Origin of the sequence: Pseudomonas sp. LS1212 (assembly GCF_024741815.1) — a bacterium.
Classification (GTDB): domain Bacteria; phylum Pseudomonadota; class Gammaproteobacteria; order Pseudomonadales; family Pseudomonadaceae; genus Aquipseudomonas.
Genome location: NZ_CP102951.1, coordinates 710,866 through 728,043 on the forward strand (window position 1 = coordinate 710,866; position 17,178 = coordinate 728,043).

Annotated in this window: 19 protein-coding genes and 1 pseudogene; 14 read left to right on the forward strand and 6 right to left on the reverse strand. The window is 61.9% G+C overall.

The annotated features are described in order from the left end of the window. Positions 1–10: 10 nt before the first annotated feature. Positions 11–898, forward strand: a complete 888-nt coding sequence (gene mmsB, locus NVV94_RS03185; RefSeq protein WP_258445807.1) for a 3-hydroxyisobutyrate dehydrogenase — start codon at positions 11–13, stop codon at positions 896–898. 107 nt (positions 899–1,005) lie between these two features. Here the strand turns inward: mmsB and NVV94_RS03190 are convergent, their stop codons facing one another. Together NVV94_RS03190 and NVV94_RS03195 are read right to left on the reverse strand one after the other, a co-directional pair. Beyond that, positions 1,006–1,350, reverse strand: coding sequence for a cupin domain-containing protein (locus tag NVV94_RS03190; protein WP_166365237.1), 345 nt, complete (start codon positions 1,348–1,350; stop codon positions 1,006–1,008). A gap of 102 nt (positions 1,351–1,452) precedes the next feature. Then, positions 1,453–1,896 (reverse strand): hypothetical protein, encoded by a 444-nt coding sequence (locus NVV94_RS03195; protein ID WP_258445808.1) that lies wholly within the window; start codon positions 1,894–1,896, stop codon positions 1,453–1,455. 595 nt (positions 1,897–2,491) lie between these two features. On the opposite strand from NVV94_RS03195, the gene NVV94_RS03200 reads away from it, so the two are divergent. Next, positions 2,492–3,082, forward strand: a complete 591-nt coding sequence (locus tag NVV94_RS03200) for an NAD(P)H-dependent oxidoreductase (protein ID WP_258445809.1) — start codon at positions 2,492–2,494, stop codon at positions 3,080–3,082. A gap of 67 nt (positions 3,083–3,149) precedes the next feature. Beyond that, complete coding sequence (locus tag NVV94_RS03205) at positions 3,150–4,046, forward strand: LysR family transcriptional regulator (RefSeq protein WP_258445810.1); 897 nt, start codon at positions 3,150–3,152, stop codon at positions 4,044–4,046. A 105-nt stretch (positions 4,047–4,151) separates the two neighbouring features. Here the strand turns inward: NVV94_RS03205 and NVV94_RS26790 are convergent, their stop codons facing one another. Both NVV94_RS26790 and NVV94_RS26795 read right to left on the reverse strand, forming a co-directional pair. Then, positions 4,152–5,015: a methyl-accepting chemotaxis protein gene (locus NVV94_RS26790; RefSeq protein ID WP_408733475.1), complete on the reverse strand. Its 864-nt coding sequence runs from the start codon at positions 5,013–5,015 to the stop codon at positions 4,152–4,154. Positions 5,016–5,057: 42 nt separating this feature from the next. Then, a pseudogene (locus tag NVV94_RS26795) lies at positions 5,058–6,071 on the reverse strand (methyl-accepting chemotaxis protein); the annotation flags it as partial. Between the two features lie 258 nt (positions 6,072–6,329). Here NVV94_RS26795 and NVV94_RS03215 point away from each other — a divergent pair. From NVV94_RS03215 to NVV94_RS03245, 7 genes are read left to right on the forward strand one after another with little or no spacing between them, the layout of a single operon-like run. After that, positions 6,330–7,508 carry an acyl-CoA dehydrogenase family protein gene (locus NVV94_RS03215; RefSeq protein WP_258445812.1) on the forward strand — a complete coding sequence of 393 codons (1,179 nt, stop codon included), beginning with the start codon at positions 6,330–6,332 and terminating at the stop codon, positions 7,506–7,508. After that, the gene (locus NVV94_RS03220; RefSeq protein WP_258445813.1) at positions 7,505–8,695 is read left to right on the forward strand and encodes an acyl-CoA dehydrogenase family protein; all 1,191 of its coding nucleotides are present in this window, start codon (positions 7,505–7,507) and stop codon (positions 8,693–8,695) included. The genes NVV94_RS03215 and NVV94_RS03220 overlap by 4 nt, the downstream gene beginning before the upstream one ends. 16 nt (positions 8,696–8,711) lie before the next feature. Further along, positions 8,712–9,494, forward strand: a complete 783-nt coding sequence (locus NVV94_RS03225; RefSeq protein WP_258445814.1) for an SDR family oxidoreductase — start codon at positions 8,712–8,714, stop codon at positions 9,492–9,494. Between the two features lie 2 nt (positions 9,495–9,496). Beyond that, positions 9,497–9,955, forward strand: coding sequence for a MaoC family dehydratase (locus NVV94_RS03230; RefSeq protein ID WP_258445815.1), 459 nt, complete (start codon positions 9,497–9,499; stop codon positions 9,953–9,955). 31 nt (positions 9,956–9,986) lie between these two features. Continuing rightward, positions 9,987–11,189, forward strand: coding sequence for an acetyl-CoA C-acyltransferase (locus tag NVV94_RS03235; RefSeq protein ID WP_258445816.1), 1,203 nt, complete (start codon positions 9,987–9,989; stop codon positions 11,187–11,189). A gap of 9 nt (positions 11,190–11,198) precedes the next feature. Further along, the gene (locus NVV94_RS03240; RefSeq protein ID WP_258445817.1) at positions 11,199–11,588 is read left to right on the forward strand and encodes a steroid Delta-isomerase; all 390 of its coding nucleotides are present in this window, start codon (positions 11,199–11,201) and stop codon (positions 11,586–11,588) included. Continuing rightward, entirely contained in the window at positions 11,585–12,019 is a 435-nt protein-coding gene (locus NVV94_RS03245; protein ID WP_258445818.1) for a nuclear transport factor 2 family protein, read from the forward strand. Before NVV94_RS03240 ends, NVV94_RS03245 begins: the two co-directional genes overlap by 4 nt. Here the strand turns inward: NVV94_RS03245 and NVV94_RS03250 are convergent. Beyond that, positions 11,995–12,498: an SRPBCC family protein gene (locus tag NVV94_RS03250; RefSeq protein WP_258445819.1), complete on the reverse strand. Its 504-nt coding sequence runs from the start codon at positions 12,496–12,498 to the stop codon at positions 11,995–11,997. The two genes, NVV94_RS03245 and NVV94_RS03250, sit on opposite strands and share 25 nt — an antisense overlap. Positions 12,499–12,515: 17 nt before the next feature. Further along, complete coding sequence (locus NVV94_RS03255; RefSeq protein ID WP_258445820.1) at positions 12,516–13,289, reverse strand: SDR family oxidoreductase; 774 nt, start codon at positions 13,287–13,289, stop codon at positions 12,516–12,518. A gap of 156 nt (positions 13,290–13,445) precedes the next feature. On the opposite strand from NVV94_RS03255, the gene NVV94_RS03260 reads away from it, so the two are divergent. Genes NVV94_RS03260 through dmpG form a run of 4 tightly spaced genes read left to right on the forward strand, consistent with a single transcriptional unit; the run spans position 13,446 to position 17,025 of the window. After that, complete coding sequence (locus tag NVV94_RS03260; RefSeq protein WP_258445821.1) at positions 13,446–14,273, forward strand: alpha/beta fold hydrolase; 828 nt, start codon at positions 13,446–13,448, stop codon at positions 14,271–14,273. Next, on the forward strand, positions 14,270–15,061 hold the full coding sequence (locus tag NVV94_RS03265) for a fumarylacetoacetate hydrolase family protein (protein WP_258445822.1): 792 nt from the start codon (positions 14,270–14,272) through the stop codon (positions 15,059–15,061). Before NVV94_RS03260 ends, NVV94_RS03265 begins: the two co-directional genes overlap by 4 nt. Positions 15,062–15,080: 19 nt before the next feature. Further along, positions 15,081–15,989, forward strand: coding sequence for an acetaldehyde dehydrogenase (acetylating) (locus NVV94_RS03270; RefSeq protein ID WP_258445823.1), 909 nt, complete (start codon positions 15,081–15,083; stop codon positions 15,987–15,989). A gap of 13 nt (positions 15,990–16,002) precedes the next feature. After that, the gene (gene dmpG, locus NVV94_RS03275; RefSeq protein WP_258445824.1) at positions 16,003–17,025 is read left to right on the forward strand and encodes a 4-hydroxy-2-oxovalerate aldolase; all 1,023 of its coding nucleotides are present in this window, start codon (positions 16,003–16,005) and stop codon (positions 17,023–17,025) included. Positions 17,026–17,178: the final 153 nt, after the last annotated feature.

Consider the following 17,178-nt stretch of genomic DNA (forward strand, 5'->3'; position numbering starts at 1 on the left):
GAGAACCATCATGCGTATTGCATTTATCGGCTTGGGCAACATGGGCGCGCCGATGGCGCGTAACTTGATCAAGGCCGGGCATCAGCTGGACGTGTTCGACCTGAACACGACGGTGCTGGCCGAATTCAAGGAACTGGGTGGAAATATCTGCGCTTCGCCGCGTGAGACCGTGCGCGAATGCGAGCTGGTAATCACCATGCTCCCGGCTGCCGCGCACGTGCGCAGCGTCTACTTGAACGAAGACGGTGTGTTGGCCGGTATTCGTGCCGGTACCCTGGCAGTGGAATGCAGCACCATTGACCCACAGACCGCCCGGGAAGTCTCGGCCGCGGCGGCCAAACAGGGCGTTCCCCTGGCCGATGCGCCGGTTTCCGGAGGCACCGGTGGCGCGGCGGCCGGCACGCTGACCTTCATGGTTGGCGCCACCGATGAGTTGTTCGGGAAGCTGCAACCGGTACTGGCACAAATGGGTCGCAATATCGTGCATTGCGGTGAAGTCGGCACCGGGCAGATCGCCAAGATCTGCAACAACCTGCTGTTGGGTATCTCGATGATCGGGGTGTCCGAGGCCATGGCATTGGGTGAGGCGCTGGGTATCGATACCAAGGTCCTGGCCGGGGTCATCAACAGCTCGACCGGGCGCTGCTGGAGTTCGGACACCTACAACCCATGGCCCGGCATCATTGAAACGGCCCCGGCTTCACGGGGTTATACCGGTGGGTTTCATGCGGAGTTGATGCTCAAGGATCTGGGCCTGGCCACCGAGGCGGCGCGCCTGGCGCATCAGCCGGTGATCCTGGGGGCGGTGGCGCAGCAGTTGTATCAGGCGATGAGCCTGCGGGGGGAGGGGGGCAAGGACTTTTCGGCGATTGTGGGGGCTTATCGCAAGCCTGAGTGATCGCGTAACGGCCAATCGCTGGCAAGCCAGCTCCCACAAGGGATCTCAGTGATCTCTCCTGTGGGAGCTGGCTTGCCAGCGATAAGGTCCGTGAGGACCTTCAAAAATCAGGCAAACACAAAATACTTGCGCACGGTCTCGACCACTTCCCAGGTACCGCGCATACCCGGCTCCACGATAAAGATATCCCCGGCACGCAGGTGCACCGGCTCCTGGCCATCGGGGGTAATCACGCAGTAGCCTTCCTGGAAGTGGCAATACTCCCACTTCTCGTAATTGACCCGCCATTTACCCGGCGTACAGATCCAGGTACCCATGATCTTGCTGCCATCTTCACTGGTGTAGGCATTGAGGTTCACGGTGTGCGGGTCACCGGCCAGTTTTTCCCATTTGCAGGCGTCGAGCACTGGCAGCGGGTGAGTATCGCGAAGGACAACGAGGGATTTCGACATGAAGGCTCCGAGCGGGGTGAATGACAGAGCAACACCCTAGCCCTCCAGCCTGTGTATCGATTGTCTGAACTCGACCTCCAGCTGTCCAAAACGCGACAAGCACTAGCCCGTAACGCCTGCCGTAATGCCTGCCGCTCGGGCACGCAAGGCCATCACGGTTTTCGCTGGCAGCTTTTTGATTTCGTCCGCCCAGAACGCCAGATAAGCTCGATGCTCCTTCGACTCATCGTCGTGCCGGGGCAAGTCTTCGAGCGAGAATTGGTACCGGCTCAGGTAGGCCGCCGATAAATCGTCTGCCAGCGCTCTGGCAGGCTCCCCAGGCTCGGCCAGGCACCATCGAGCAATATCCATTGCCTGGTCTGTGGGCGATTTTGGCGAAACCCCATGCATGAAATTCAAAATGTACTTGTTATAGCGCATCGCGCCTAGCTCGGGCTCGTCCGTAGGATTACCCGGACAAATCCTGCGCTCCCAGGGGAGCGAGTAGACTTTCTTCCCCTCAACGTCCCGCAGGACGTAATCCGACGGACTGGCAAAGCGCTGCATAGTTCTCTCCTTAGAAAAAACAACAGATCGATAGCGGCTAACGGCTACTGTAGCTAACCCGCTGGCGGGGTCAAAAAAAAAGAGCGTGCCGCGCGCCATTGCCGACCAGCTGTAGTTCCCTCAAGTTTTTCAGCGGATGGCCGCTGCAGCGGAATGCCCAGCAGTTTCATCGGCTGCGAATACCTGAGGCTTCCAGCAATGATCAACAAATCCCGGCGGTTATCCTGTTTAGCAGTGAGTCTGTCCTTGTCAGGTGCGGCGATTGCTTCGAACGGAGGGGTTATTCATTTCACTGGCAGCATTGTAGAGCCACCTTGCCAGGTCCAGACCCAGGCGGGCCTCCGCACAATCCGACCAACGGCTGGTTTTGACGCTGGAGTATCGTTGATCGAAAAATTGCTCAACGGCTAGCGGAGGGGAGGTTGCAATTCTACGGCATGAATAACGCCTTGATTCGTGCGTTACAGTCAAATGTATTTTGTCTCGCGGCCGGTTTTTCCCGGCCAACCCGCTGCTTAAGATGCCGCCATCCCATTTCATCAGTCCAACGGCCCGGCAAGACCTGGCCAGGATTGAACAGCAGCTGAGGCATCACATGAAAAAAGTACTGTTGCTCAACGGTGGCAAGCAATTCGCTCACTCCGACGGTCGCTACAACGCGACCTTGCACGAGGCCGCCCTGGCGTTCCTGGACCGCTCGGGTTTCGACGTCAAGGAAACCTTCATCGATGGCGGCTACGACATTGAGCAAGAGGTGCAGAAGTTTCTCTGGGCCGACGTGATCATCTATCAAATGCCCGGCTGGTGGATGGGCGCCCCCTGGACGGTGAAGAAGTACATCGATGAAGTCTTCACCCAGGGCCACGGCAGCCTGTATGCCAATGACGGCCGCACCCGTTCCGATACCTTGCAGAAATACGGCAGCGGCGGCCTGATCCACGGCAAGCAGTACATGATCTCCGCCACCTGGAATGCGCCACAGCAAGCCTTCGACGACCCGACCGACTTCTTCGAGGGCAAGGGTGTGGACGCGGTGTACTTCCCATTCCACAAGGCCAATCAATTCCTGGGCATGACGGGCTTGCCGACCTTCCTCAGCGTCAACGTGATGAAGATGCCGGCTATCGAAGCCGACGTGGCCCGCTATGAGCAGCACCTGGCCAAGGTCTTCGACGTGGCGGCTTGAACCGGGGCGTTTCAAATGCCTCCCGGGCGGCTACTATCAAACGCTGTCTTGACCAGAAGGGGGCGCAGTGAAAGCCAGATCCGATGAGTTGCAGGTGTTTGTCTCGGTGATCGAGTGCGGCTCGATCTCGGCTGCGGCCGAGCAGATTGGCCAGACACCATCGGCCATCAGCCGCACGTTGTCGCGGCTTGAAAGCAAGCTCGACACCACCCTGATCAACCGCACCACGCGACGCATGGACCTGACCGAGGAGGGGCGCTTCTTCTTCGAGCGGGCCAAGCAGATCCTGGCGCAGATGGAAGAGCTGGAGGAGCACCTGTCGCTGCGACACCAGACGCCGTCCGGGCGCTTGCGCATCAATGCGGCCCTGCCGTTCATGCTGCATGCCATCGTGCCGTGGATCGGTGAGTTTCGGCAGTTGTATCCGGATATCCAGCTGGAACTCAATACCAATGAACTGATCATCGATCTGCTCGAGCAGAGCACCGATATCGCGATCCGGATCGGTGCCCTGGCTGACTCGACCTTGCACGCGCGCTCACTGGGTTGCAGCCCGTTGAACATCCTGGCCAGTCCCGAGTACCTGGCCAAACACGGCACGCCAACCGACGTCGAAGCGCTGGCCGGGCATGTGCTGCTGGGCTTTACCCAGACCGAAACCCTCAACCACTGGCCTTTGCGCCATACCGAAGACGACCGGCTGCAGATCCAGCCGGGGCTGTCGGCGTCCAGTGGTGAAACCTTGCGCGAATTGGCACTGGCCGGCGTGGGGATTGTCTGCCTTTCGCACTTCATGACCCATGAAGACATTCGCAGCGGACGCCTGCAGGTGATCCTGGCCCAGGCCAACAGCGGCTATCGCCAGCCGATCCACGCGGTGTATTACCGCAACTCGCAACTGGCGTTGCGGATTCAGTGCTTTCTGGATTTCATCCAGGAGAAGCTGGCGATTTATGCCGTTTGAGATTCTCTGTTGTCTGTCAGGGCCTCATCGCTGGCAAGCCAGCTCCTACAGGGTCCGCGCTGAACCTGTAGGAGCTGGCTTGCCAGCGATTGGGCCGCGAGAGCCCTACACCCGGAAATGGCTCACCATCATCTGCAACTGATTCCCCAACCGCGCCAATTCAACGCTCGACGCTGCAGTCTCATCACTGGCTGCCGCCGTCTGCTCGGACACATCACGCACATTCAGAATGCTGCGGCTGATTTCCTCGGCCACTGCGCTTTGCTGTTCGGCAGCCGCAGCGATCTGCTGGTTCATCGACTGGATGTTCGACACGGTGCGGGTGATGTTCTCCAGCGACAGGCCGGCCTTGCGCGTCAGTTCCACGCTGCTGTCGGTCAGGCTGCGGCTGCCCAGCATCACATTGGCGACCTGTTGGGTGCCGCTCTGCAGGCCCGCCACCAGCTCCTCGATTTCCTCGGTGGACTTCTGCGTGCGCTGGGCCAGGCCGCGGACTTCGTCGGCGACCACGGCAAAACCGCGCCCGGCTTCACCGGCGCGCGCCGCTTCGATCGCGGCATTGAGGGCGAGCAGGTTGGTCTGTTCGGCCACGGATTTGATCACGTCCATGACACTGCCGATCTTGTCGCTTTCCTGTTGCAGCTGCGCCATGGCTTGCGTGGAGCGGCGGACCTCTTCGGCCAGCCGCTCGATCTGGGCGATCGCCTCTGCGACCACGCGATCACCCTGACGGGCTTCGCCATCGGCAGCGGTGGCGGCCTGGGAGGCCTGTTCGGCATTGCGGGCGACTTCCTGCACGGTTGCGGTCATTTCGTGCATGGCGGTGGCGACCTGATCGGTTTCGACCTTCTGGCTGTTGACCCCGGCACTGGTCTGTTCGGTAACGGCCGACAGCTCTTCTGCAGCGCTGGCAATCTGGGTCACGCCATCGCGAATGCCACTGATCAGGTCCCGCAGGGTCACGCCCATGCGCTGAATGCCTTGCTGCAATACACCCAGCTCGTCACGGCGGGTGATGTGCTGGTCGTGGGTCAGGTCGCCAGTGGCAATCCGTTCGACCACCTGTAGCGTTTCCTTGAGCGGACGGGTGATCTGCCGAGTGATGACCCAGGCTGCAAGCACGCCGAACAGCAGGGCCAGCAGCGTGCTGCCGATCTGCAAGGTACGTGCGTGGGCGCTTTCGTTGTCGCGGCGGGTCAGCTGGATCTGGTACAGCTCATCACTGCGCTTGACGATCTCGGCCCCCTGCACCGTCATTTCCTGACGGGCGACCACACCTTCATTGCTGGCCTCCTTGAATTGACGGACCGCCTCGCGATAGCTGATCAAGGCCGCCTCGAATTGTTCGATCCGGGCTTCTTCGCCAGGCAGGTGATTGTTCAGTTCGCGGATATCGGCCAGGGCAGTATCGAGCTGACGCATGGCGGCTTGTTCATTTTCAAGAGAAACGTTCGTGGTGTAGCCAAGGACTTCAACACGCACCAGCAGCAGCTGTTTCCTGGCCTGGGTAATGGCCTGGAGTTGGGCGAAGCGATGCTCGTCGCTGTCGGGCAGTGCGAGCACCGCCTTGTTGAGCTCCTCGATCAGCGCCATCGCGCCGCTGGCCTTCGCCTTCATCTGCTGACGCGCAGCGTTGCCGGCGTTGTAGGCGTTGCGCATCTTGGCCAGCGATTGTTGGTAGGCGCTGATCTGCTCGCCAGTCTCACGCAACAGTTTGATGTTTTCCGGGCTTTTGAAGCTGCCCATCAGTTTTTGCTGTTGTGCACTGAAGGCCTCCAGCTTCTGCTGCACATTGCCAGCCGAAGCATCGTCGCCATTGGTCAGCATGTACTGCAGGCGACTGATGCGCAGGTTGGTCAGGGCCGAGTTGAGCTGGGTGATGTCGCTCATCCAGTTACTGCGGTCGATCAGGCTGCCCAGGCTGATCCAGCTGGTCAGGGCGAGCAAGGTGGTGAGCAGCAGCACGAGGCCGAAGCCCAGGCCGAGTTTCAAAGTGACGCTGATGTTGCCGAACCAGCTATTCATACAATCCCTCCAGGAGCGTTGAGCTTTTTGATCGAGTGGCCGGGAAGGTTGTTGTTCTTGGAGGCCAGCTTGTGTGCTTGAGAGGCTGTATCGGCCGCGGGCGGCAGAGCTGAAACGCTTTTTCAGGGGGCGCAGCGACGGACATCGGCCGTTCGGACTAGGCAGCCCTAACGATTCCCCCTCCGCCCCCTGACGCCACACTCGTTGCTGAAATGGGTGTTGCGCCCTGCGCACCCGCCATACAGCAAAGGCGCCGCGATGGAATTTGCATTCAGCGACGAGCAGGAAATGATTCGCGCATCGGCAGAAGGCTTTCTTGCTGATGTGTCTGACTGTGCCGCGGTTCGGGCGGCAATGGCGACCGAGCGAGGTTACGACAGCGACCTCTGGCAGCGACTGTGCAGCGAGATGTACTGGCCTGCCATCCATATACCCGAAGCGTTCGGCGGCCTCGGCCTGGGCTTTGTGGAACTGACGATATTGCTTGAGCAGATGGGCCGGCGGCTGCTCTGTTCGCCTTTCTTCGCCACGGCCTGTATGGCGACGCCAGCGTTGCTGCTGGCCGGCAGTCATGAACAGAAAGACACCTGGCTGCCACGGATCGCCGACGGCAGCCTGACTGCTACCCTGGCCTTCACCAGTGGCAATGGTTACAGCGCTGAAGACGTTCAGGCCACCGCCACCGCCATCGGCGAAGGCGAAGGGTTTGTTCTCAATGGCACGTTCAAACATGTGATTGACGGGCACAGCGCGGACCTTCTGGTCATCGCTGCGCGCATCCCCGGTACCGCGGGCGAAGCGGGTATCAGTCTGTTCGTGGTGGATGCCGCCAGCGTCGGTATCGAACGGCAGTGGTTGCCGACCATGGACCAGACGCGCCGCGTGGCACGCATACAGCTCACTGATTTGTACCTCGGTGCCGATGCTTTACTGGGCGAGTTCGGAGCGGGCTGGCCGCAGCTGGAGCAGGTTCTGCAACTGGCCTGCATCGGCCTGGCCGCCGAGCAGACCGGTGGCGCCCAGCAGGTGCTGGATCTGAGCGTTGCCTACATGCAGGAGCGCCAGCAGTTCGGTCGGCCGATCGCCAGCTTCCAGGCGCTCAAGCACCGCGCCGCCGACATGATGCTGCAGGTCGAATGCGCCCGCTCGGCCAGTTACTACGCCGCCTGCGTCGCCCAGGAAGTGCTCGACCCGCAGGGCGATGCCCAGGTCGCCACCGAGTTGTCCCTGGCCTCGGCTTTGGCCAAGGCACACTGCTCGGAAACCTATTTTCACTGCGCCGCCGAGTCGATCCAGCTGCACGGCGGGGTTGGTTTTACCTGGGAATACGACCCGCATCTCTATTTCAAACGCGCCCGCGCCAGCGAAAGCTTGCTCGGCGCACCGGCCTGGCACCGCGAGCGGATCGCCACGCTGATTCTCGGGGAGCAGCCATGAAGATCAGTTTCAGCGAGCAGGACGAGCGCTTCCGCCGGGAGGTGGCCGACTGGTTGGCTGCCAACCTTTGCGGCGAATTCGAGCAACTGCGTTTTCGTGGTGGCCCGGGCGACGAACATATGTTTCCCGAAGAGCGCAAGGCCTGGGAGCGCAAGCTGGCCAGTGGTGGCTGGACCTGTGTCGGTTGGGCCCCGAAGCACGGCGGGCGCGGCCTGTCGATCAGCCAGCAGGTGATTTTCAACGAAGAGTACGCCCGCGTCGGTGGCCCCGGGCGCATGGGCCATATCGGCGAAGGGCTGGCCGGGCCGACCATCGCCGCCTTCGGCAGTGAAGAACAGAAGCAGCGCTTTCTTCCGGGGATCGTCAGCGGCACGGCGTTCTGGTGCCAGGGTTACTCCGAGCCGGGCGCAGGTTCCGACCTGGCCAACGTCAAGACCCGCGCGGCACTGGATGAGGCCGGCAGCTGGGTCATCAACGGGCAGAAGGTCTGGACCTCGCTGGCCCATGAGTCGGACTGGTGCTTCGTCATCGCCCGCACCGAACCGGGCAGTGTCGGCCACCGTGGCCTGTCGTTCCTGCTGGTGCCCATGGACCAGGCCGGCATCACCGTGCGCCCGATCGAGCAACTGACCGGCACCTCGGAATTCAACGAAGTGTTCTTCGACAACGCCCGGACCGACGCGGCAAACATCGTTGGCCTGCCCGGCGAGGGCTGGAAGATCGCCATGGCACTGCTCGGTTTCGAGCGCGGAGTCTCGACCCTCGGCCAGCAAATGCAGTTTCAAAATGAGTTGAGCGAGATCATCGCCATCGCCAGGGCCAACGGTGCCGCTCGCGATCCGATCCTGCGCCAGCGCCTGGCCGAGGCCTGGAGCGGGCTGCGGATCATGCGCTACAACTCGCTGCGGATGCTCTCCGGCGCGCAGGACGGCGCTCTGCGCAAAGAGGCGACCATCTACAAGCTGTTCTGGTCCAGCTGGCATGCCAACCTCGGCAAGCTGGCGATGGACGTGCTCGGTGCCGAAGCGGAACTGCTCGACGCCGCGCCTTATCAGCTCACCCGTCTGCAATCGCTGTATCTGTTCAGTCGCGCCGACACCCTTTACGGCGGCAGTAACGAGATCCAGCGCAATATCATCGCCGAGCGCGCTCTGGGCATGCCCAAAGAGCCGCGCCTGCGTCCCTGACCCAAGGAGTTTGCCCATGTCCGTTCCTAACTATGTGCCGGGCCACGGCCTGTTGCGTGACAAGTCGGTGCTGATTACCGCCGCGGCAGGCGCCGGTATCGGCTTTTCCGCTGCTTTGCGTGCTGCCGAAGAAGGCTGCCGGGCGTTGATGATCAGCGATATCCACGAGGGTCGTTTGCAAGAGGCCGTGCTGAAAATTCGTGAAGCGACCGGCCTGCAGCAAGTCTTTGGCCAAGCCTGCAACGTCGCGGACGAGACCCAGGTACAAAACCTGATTGCTTGCGCCGAGCGCGATCTGGGGGGCGTCGATGTACTGATCAACAACGCCGGTCTCGGTGGTTCGCGCCTGTTGGTAGAGATGGGCGACGAAGAGTGGAACCGCGTGCTCGATGTGACCCTCACCGGCACCATGCGCATGACCCGCGCCATGCTGCCCAGAATGATGGAGCGCCGCGCCGGCGTCATCGTCAACAACGCCTCGGTGCTTGGCTGGCGCGCACAGAAAGAACAATCGCATTACGCCGCTGCCAAGGCTGGGGTCATGGCCTTGACCCGCTGCGCCGCGGTCGAGGCGGCCGAATACGGGATCCGCATCAATGCGGTCAGCCCGAGCATTGCCCTGCACGATTTCCTGCGCCGCTCCGCACCCCAGGCGGTGCTCGAGCAGCTTGCGGCGAACGAGGCCTTCGGCCGTGCCGCCGAGGTTTGGGAGGTGGCCAACGTGATGATGTTTCTGGCCAGCGATTACAGCTCCTACATGACCGGCGAAGTTTTGTCGGTTTCCAGTCAGAGGGCTTGAGCATGGCACGTATTTTCGACACGCCGTTCGCCCTGGGCAATGCCGTAGGCGAGGTGCTTGGCGTCAGCAACTGGCTGAGCGTCGAACAGGAGCGCATCGACCTGTTCGCCGAGGCCAGTGGCGATCACCAGTGGATTCACGTGGACCCAGTCAGGGCGGCCAGCGGCCCCTTCGGTGCCTGCATCGCCCACGGCTATCTGAGCCTGGCGCTGGTTAATTTGTTTCTGCCGCAGATCGTCGAGGTGCGCGGCATCGCCATGGGCGTCAATTACGGTTGCGAGCGAGTGCGTTTTCCCAACGTTGTGACGGTCGGCTCGCGGGTTCGCGGCAACGCCCAGTTGGTTGCAGTCGAGGAGGTCAAGGGCGGGGTCCAGGCGACCATCCGCGTCACCATCGAGATCGAAGGTCAGGAGCGTCCTGGCTGTGTGGTCGACACCATCAGCCGCTACTACCCCGCCTGAGCCATCTGCCCACCCATTCGAGGAATCCAGCATGAAAGAAGCCGTCATCGTTTCCACCGCCCGCACGCCGATCGGCAAGGCTTTTCGCGGTGCCTTCAACGATACAGAGGCACCCACCCTCGGTGGCCACGTGGTGCGCGAAGCCGTGCGCCGCGCCGGCATTGAACCGGATGAGGTGGACGATGTGATCATCGGCGCCGCCGCGCAGCAGGGCACCCAGTCGTATAACCTTGGCCGTCTGTGCGCCATTGCCGGTGGCTTGCCGACCTCGGTGGCCGGGATGGCGGTCGAGCGTCAGTGCGCCTCGGGTCTGATGAGCATTGCCATGGCGGCCAAGGGCATCATTTGCGACGAGATCGACATCGCCGTCGCCGGTGGCCTGGAGTCGATTTCGCTGGTGCAGAACAAGCACAAGAACCTGTATCGCAATCAGTCCAGCACGGTGATCGAGCTGGACCCGCGCGCCTATATCCCGATGATAGAAACCGCCGAGATCGTCGCCCAGCGTTATGGCATTTCCCGTCTTGAGCAGGACGAGTACAGCTACCAGAGCCAGATGCGCACCGCCATGGCTCAGAACGCCGGGTTGTTTGATCGCGAGATGGCCCCGCTGGCCACACGCAAGTCGATTTTCGACAAGGCCAGCGGCGAGACCCGCCATGAAATCGTCACGTTGCTGCGCGACGAGTGCAACCGAGCCGACACCACCCGCGAAAGCTTGAGTGCTCTGGAGCCGGTCTGGCAAGGCGGCCAGTGGAGCGAACAAGGGCGCTTCATCACAGCCGGGAACGCTTCGCAGCTGTCCGATGGGGCATCGGCCTCGGTGCTGATGAGTGCCAGGCTCGCCGAGCAACGCGGCCTGGAGCCGCTGGGCATCTATCGTGGGCTGGCGGTGGCCGGCTGCAATTCCGACGAGATGGGCATCGGCCCGGTCTACGCGATCCCGAAACTGCTCAAGCGTCATGGCCTGACCGTGGACCATATCGGCCTGTGGGAGTTGAACGAAGCCTTCGCCAGCCAGGTGCTGTACTGCCGCGACACCCTGGGCATTCCCGATGAACGCCTGAACGTCAATGGTGGCGCCATTGCCATTGGCCATCCATTCGGCATGTCCGGCGCGCGGATGGTTGGCCACGCCTTGATCGAGGGCAAGCGCCGCGGTCTGCGCTATGTGGTGGTGAGCATGTGCATTGGTGGCGGCATGGGTGCCGCCGCGTTGTTCGAAGTGGTCTAGGAGAACGCAATGCTCAGCCCGCAAGAGGTTCAAGCGACGATGGCGCGCTATGTCGAGCTGGTCGATGCCGGCGACATCGACGCCATTGTCGCGCTGTATGCCGAGGATGCCGTGGTCGAAGATCCGGTCGGTAAACCGGCGATGCAAGGTATCGCCGAGATTGCCCGTTTCTACCGTGAAGGCCTGGGTGTCAGCAATGCCTCGGCGGTGCTCACGGGCGCCGTGCGGGCAACCCACAACGGCTGTGGGGCGATGCCGTTTCGCGTCGACCTGGTATGGGGCGGGCAAGCCTGCTCGATCCATGTGATCGATGTGATGGAGTTTGATGCAGCGGGCAAGATCCGCTCGATGAAAGCCTACTGGAGCGAGGTCAACCTGACCGCGCAGGAGTCAGCATGAATCTGGAACAACGTATTGCTCGCCTGGAAGCGCTGGAAGACATTCGCCAGCTCAAGCACCGCTACCTCAACGCCTGTGACCTCAAGGACGTGCAGGCCATTGCCGACTGCTTCGCCGAGGGCGAAGTGCTGATCGACTATGGCCCCCTTGGAATCTTCCGTGAACGCGACAGCTTCGTTGCGCTGTACCGCGAGCTGGCCTGCCATGCGCGGGTGATCGACCTGCACCACGGCGCCAACCCGGAGATCGAACTGCTGAACGAGGAGGAGGCACAAGGCCGTTGGGCGCTGTGGTACTTCAATCTCGACGGTGAAAGCGGGGCGACCCGGCAGTTGGGAGGCTTCTATCAGGATCGCTACCGGCGCATTGCCGGTAGCTGGAAGATTGTCGCTACCTGCTTCAAGGCTCACTCCGAAGTGGCGCGGCCTTGAAGACTGGCATCAAGAAAGTCGCGATTCTGCGTCTGCCCGCTTTCGTAGTAAGCCTTGAGGTTCTCGGCGATTTGCCGCACCACCTTGGCGAAGGCGTTGCTCAATAACCACTCCACCATGCGACCACCACGCAGGCAGTAATGCATGCTGGTGGTAATGCGCGTGGCTTCGCCCTCGGCCTGCAAGGCATAGTGGAAGCTGGCCTGACGGAAAGGAAAGGGCGCGCCGCCATTGCCCTTGTGCAGGATCAGTACGAAGCCTTCTCCTTCCTGCCATTGCACCACGCTTTCATCAAGCCACTGGCCGCCTTTGCGAAACACCCGGCGGCTGGCGCCGAGCCCTTCACGCGCGCCTGGGTGGAACTGACAGCCGGTAAGCCCGGGCACGTAGTGCGGGGCGAGGCTCAGGTCACGCAGCCTGGCCCAGGCTGCGGTCGGGGTGAGTGCGAGCAGGACGCTGTGGCTGGCAATGGCTGGCATTGAAAATTTTCTCTAATTCAGTGGGATTTAGCAGCATCGAGAAACGCCGGGCGTTCGCCGCCGCCATGCACGGCGAGGTCGGCGCCGCTCACATAACGGGCCAATGGCGAGGCCAGGTACAGGCAGGTGTCGCCGATATCTTCAGGTGCTGCCAGGCGCTGCAGTGGAATGGTTGCAGCCACCCGGGCAACTTCGGCTTCATCGCCATAGTGCATGGCCGCCTGCTCGGTGAGGATCAGCCCCGCCGTTATCGCATTGACGCGCACCCTGGGTGCCCACTCTACCGCCAGCGAGCGGGTCAGGTTCAACAAGCCGGCCTTGGCCGCGCCATAGGCTGCCGTGCCCGGGGAAGGGCGCGTCGCGCTGACGCTGCAGATATTGATTATCGCACCGCCTTCGGCTTGTGCCTGCATCACCCGGTTGGCCATCTGGCTGAGGTTCAACGGGGCCAGCAGGTTGAGACGGATGATCGACTCGGAAAAGCGTGGTGAGGCCGTGGCGGCATCGGCAAAGGGGGCGCCACCGGCATTGTTGATCAGCACATCGAGGCGCCCGAAGCGCTCGACCAGGGCATCGATCAATTGCTGCGACTGCTCGATATCGCGCAAGTCGCAGGGCAGAAACAACGCCTCACGGCCGGCATGGGCCGGTAGTGTGTCCGGTGCCTGGCGCCCGCAGATCACAACCTGGGCCCCACACTCGAGAAAGCGCTGGCTGATGCCGCGACCGACACCCTTGCCGCCGCCGGTGACCAGTACCACTTTGCCGCGAAAGTCCATCGGGTCGTGCATGGCTGCCTCGTTCTATCAATCGGGAATGGTGTCGATGCTAGGTCGTGCAGCCTTTGGGAGCCAACGTCCGAAGAGACTAGTAGTCCTGACGGACGATGTTGCCTGCAGGGTCCCTCTGAATAATCCCGGTACAACAACAGGCCGGGAGGACACCTCATGGGCGCATCAGCGCAAGGGCACTTCGTAACGTTGCCCGATGGTTTGCAGCTGCACTACCAGGACGTCGGCGCGGGTGAGCCGGTGGTCTTCATTCATGGCAGCGGCCCGGGTGCCAGTGGCCACAGCAACTTCAAGCAGAACTACCCGGTATTCGCCGAGGCCGGCTACCGCGTCATCGTCCCGGACCTGCCCGGCTATGGCGCCTCCGACAAACCGGAAACCATTTACAGCCTGGATTTTTTCGTCAGCGCCTTGAGCGGTTTGCTCGATGCCCTGGATATCCAGCGCTGCGTGCTGGTCGGCAATTCCCTGGGCGGTGCCATTGCCATCAAGTTGGCGTTGGACCAGCCACAGCGGGTCAGTCGGCTTGTGCTGATGGCGCCCGGCGGCCTGATGGAAAAGGAGCAGTATTACCTGCAAATGGAAGGCATCCAGAAGATGGGCGCCGCCTTCGCCAATGGTGAGCTCAACGATGCCGCCGGGATGCGTCGCCTGCTTGGCTTGCAACTGTTCGATGCCTCACTGATCAGCGATGAAACCGTCGATGAGCGCGTCGCCGTGGTCAAGCAACAGCCGATCTGCGTGCTGTCGACCATGCAGGTGCCAAACATGGCGTCGCGCCTTGCCGAACTGCAATGCCCGATCCTCGGTTTCTGGGGCATGAACGACAAGTTCTGCCCGTCTTCCGGTGCGCAGACGATGCTGGAAGGGTGCAGCCGCATCCGTTTCATCATGCTCAGCGAATGTGGCCATTGGGTCATGGTCGAGCACCGTGAGCTGTTCAACCGCGAATGCCTGGCGTTCCTTGAGGAGGCCCGCCCATGAGCGAGCACTTGCGCCGCCAGTATGGCGAAGAGCTTTATCAGGCACTGCTGAGTGGTAAAACGCTGGCACCGCTGACCGAGCGCTGGGAGCAGATCAGCATCGAGGATGCCTACCACATCTCGCTCTACAGCATCGAACGCCGCGTGGCCGCCGGTGACCGCATTGTCGGCAAGAAGATCGGGGTGACCTCGGCAGCCGTGCAGAAAATGCTGAATGTGCATCAACCAGACTTCGGCTTTATCACCAAGGAGATGGCGTTCGCCGATGGTGCGCAGATTTCCCTGTCTGCCAACAAGCTGATCCAGCCGCGTGCCGAAGGCGAAATCGCCTTCAAGCTCAAACATGATCTGGTCGGCCCCGGCATCACCGAGGCCGACGTGCTGGCTGCTACGGAGTACGTGATGCCGTGTTTCGAGATTGTCGATTCGCGAATTCACGACTGGCGCATCCGCATCCAGGACACGGTCGCCGACAACGCGTCGTGCGGCGTATTCGTTCTGGGCGACACCCGGGTTGACCCGCGCGAGCTGGACTTGCCCAACTTGCGCATGCGTGTGTTCAAGAACGGTGAGCCGATCAGCGAAGGCCTGGGATCGGCCGTACAGGGCAACCCGCTGACCGCCGTCGCCTGGCTGGCCAACACGCTGGGTGCTTTTGGCATTCCCTTCAAGGCCGGGGAAATCATCCTTTCCGGATCCCTGGTGCCGCTGGAACCGGCGCGTGCCGGCGACAGTTTTCTCCTGACCATCGACGGCCTGGGCAGTGCCCGGGTGTTCTTCTGCGCCTGACTTGCGGGGTAGTAACCGAATGAGCAAGAAACTGAGAGCGGCCATTATCGGCCCGGGCAATATCGGCACCGACCTGCTGATGAAAATGTGCCGATCGGAGTGGATCGAACCGGTCTGGATGGTCGGCGTCGACCCGGAATCGGAAGGCCTCAAGCGCGCTCGGGAAATGGGCGTGAAAACCACCGCCGCCGGCGTCGATGGGCTGCTGCCGCATGTGCTCGACGATGATATCCGCATCGCCTTCGACGCCACTTCGGCCTATGTGCATGCCGAGAACAGCCGCAAGCTCAATGAGCTGGGCGTGATCATGATCGATCTCACCCCGGCAGCCATCGGCCCATTCTGTGTGCCGCCGGTCAACCTCAAGGAGCACGCGGCGTCGTTGGCGATGAACGTCAACATGGTGACGTGCGGCGGGCAGGCGACCATTCCGATGGTCGCGGCGGTCTCGCGCATCCAGTCGGTGAGTTACGGCGAAATCGTCGCCACCGTGTCCTCCGGTTCCGTGGGTACCGGCACGCGGCAGAATATCGACGAGTTCACCCGCACCACCGCGGGCGCCGTGGAGAAGATCGGCGGTGCGCGACGGGGCAAGGCGATCATCGTCATCAACCCGGCCGAGCCACCGCTGATGATGCGCGACACCATCCACTGCCTGACTGATGAAGAGCCGGATCAGGACGCCATTCGCACTTCGGTGCTGGATATGGTCAAGGAAGTGCAGCGCTACGTGCCTGGCTACAAATTGATCAACGGGCCGGTCTTCGATGGCCGCAAGGTGTCGATCTTCATCGAGGTCGAAGGCCTTGGCGACTTCCTGCCCAAATCCGCCGGCAACCTCGACATCATGACCGCCGCCGGTCTGCGCACTGCCGAGATGTTCGCCGAAGAAGCCCACAAGGGCGCCCTGCAACTGCCCGCCCGCTGAGTGGAGAACTGCCATGAATTTGCAAGGTAAGAGCGTCCGTCTGCATGACATGAGCCTGCGCGACGGCATGCATGCCAAACAGCATCAAATCAGTCTGCAACAGATGATCTCGGTGGCGACCGGCCTGGATGCGGCCGGTGTCCCGCTGATCGAAATCACCCATGGCGACGGCCTCGGTGGTGCTTCGTTGAACTACGGCTTTCCCGCTCACAGTGACGAAGAGTACTTCTCGGCAGTGATTCCACGGCTCAAACAGGCCAAGGTTTCCGCGTTGCTGCTGCCGGGCATCGGCACCCTGGACCACTTGAAGATGGCCCATGAGCACGGGGTTTCAACCATTCGCGTAGCCACCCACTGCACCGAGGCCGATGTCTCCGGGCAGCACATCGGCATGTCGGCAAAGATGGGCCTTGATACCGTCGGCTTCCTGATGATGGCGCATATGATCAGCGCGGAAAAACTGCTTGAGCAGGCGCGCTTGATGGAGAGCTACGGCGCCAACTGCATCTACTGCACCGACTCGGCCGGCTACATGCTGCCCGACGAAGTCAGCGAGAAAATCGGTGCTCTGCGTGCCGGGTTGAATGCCGGGACCGAAGTGGGTTTCCACGGCCACCACAACATGGGCATGGCGATTGCGAACTCGCTTGCGGCCATTGAGGCCGGCGCTGCACGCATCGATGGTTCGGTGGCCGGGCTTGGCGCGGGCGCCGGCAACACGCCGCTGGAAGTGTTCGTTGCGGTGTTGGAGCGCATGGGCGTCAACAGCGGCATCGACCTGTACCGGATCATGGACGTCGCCGAGGACCTGGTGGTGCCGATGATGGATCATCCGATCCGCCTTGACCGCGATGCGCTGACCCTGGGGTATGCGGGGGTCTACAGCTCGTTTCTGTTGTTCGCCAAGCGCGCCGAGCAAAAGTACGGCATCGCCGCCCGCGATCTGTTAGTGGAATTGGGCCGGCGTGGCACTGTCGGTGGGCAGGAAGACATGATCGAAGACCTGGCGCTGACCCTGTCGCGCGCCCGGGGCTGAAACCCTTTTGCCGTGGGAGCGGCCCTGGCCGCGAAAGGTCTGGAGTCGCATCCGGCCTTCGCGGCCAGGGCCGCTCCCACGGCTTCTTTTCAGGGTAAGAGCTTTCAGGGAAAGCGCTTTCAGGGCAACAGGTTGCGTACGACAGGCGCGTAA

Excerpts from the sequence above, each read along its gene's own strand:
- mmsB (WP_258445807.1), top strand. The coding sequence starts at position 11 with ATGCGTATTGCATTTATCGGCTTGGGCAACATGGGCGCGCCGATGGCG.
- NVV94_RS03190 (WP_166365237.1), bottom strand. The coding sequence starts at position 1,350 with ATGTCGAAATCCCTCGTTGTCCTTCGCGATACTCACCCGCTGCCAGTG.
- NVV94_RS03195 (WP_258445808.1), bottom strand. The coding sequence starts at position 1,896 with ATGCAGCGCTTTGCCAGTCCGTCGGATTACGTCCTGCGGGACGTTGAG.
- NVV94_RS03200 (WP_258445809.1), top strand. The coding sequence starts at position 2,492 with ATGAAAAAAGTACTGTTGCTCAACGGTGGCAAGCAATTCGCTCACTCC.
- NVV94_RS26790 (WP_408733475.1), bottom strand. The coding sequence starts at position 5,015 with ATGGGCGTGACCCTGCGGGACCTGATCAGTGGCATTCGCGATGGCGTG.
- NVV94_RS03215 (WP_258445812.1), top strand. The coding sequence starts at position 6,330 with ATGGAATTTGCATTCAGCGACGAGCAGGAAATGATTCGCGCATCGGCA.
- NVV94_RS03220 (WP_258445813.1), top strand. The coding sequence starts at position 7,505 with ATGAAGATCAGTTTCAGCGAGCAGGACGAGCGCTTCCGCCGGGAGGTG.
- NVV94_RS03225 (WP_258445814.1), top strand. The coding sequence starts at position 8,712 with ATGTCCGTTCCTAACTATGTGCCGGGCCACGGCCTGTTGCGTGACAAG.
- NVV94_RS03230 (WP_258445815.1), top strand. The coding sequence starts at position 9,497 with ATGGCACGTATTTTCGACACGCCGTTCGCCCTGGGCAATGCCGTAGGC.
- NVV94_RS03235 (WP_258445816.1), top strand. The coding sequence starts at position 9,987 with ATGAAAGAAGCCGTCATCGTTTCCACCGCCCGCACGCCGATCGGCAAG.
- NVV94_RS03240 (WP_258445817.1), top strand. The coding sequence starts at position 11,199 with ATGCTCAGCCCGCAAGAGGTTCAAGCGACGATGGCGCGCTATGTCGAG.
- NVV94_RS03245 (WP_258445818.1), top strand. The coding sequence starts at position 11,585 with ATGAATCTGGAACAACGTATTGCTCGCCTGGAAGCGCTGGAAGACATT.
- NVV94_RS03250 (WP_258445819.1), bottom strand. The coding sequence starts at position 12,498 with ATGCCAGCCATTGCCAGCCACAGCGTCCTGCTCGCACTCACCCCGACC.
- NVV94_RS03255 (WP_258445820.1), bottom strand. The coding sequence starts at position 13,289 with ATGCACGACCCGATGGACTTTCGCGGCAAAGTGGTACTGGTCACCGGC.
- NVV94_RS03260 (WP_258445821.1), top strand. The coding sequence starts at position 13,446 with ATGGGCGCATCAGCGCAAGGGCACTTCGTAACGTTGCCCGATGGTTTG.
- NVV94_RS03265 (WP_258445822.1), top strand. The coding sequence starts at position 14,270 with ATGAGCGAGCACTTGCGCCGCCAGTATGGCGAAGAGCTTTATCAGGCA.
- NVV94_RS03270 (WP_258445823.1), top strand. The coding sequence starts at position 15,081 with ATGAGCAAGAAACTGAGAGCGGCCATTATCGGCCCGGGCAATATCGGC.
- dmpG (WP_258445824.1), top strand. The coding sequence starts at position 16,003 with ATGAATTTGCAAGGTAAGAGCGTCCGTCTGCATGACATGAGCCTGCGC.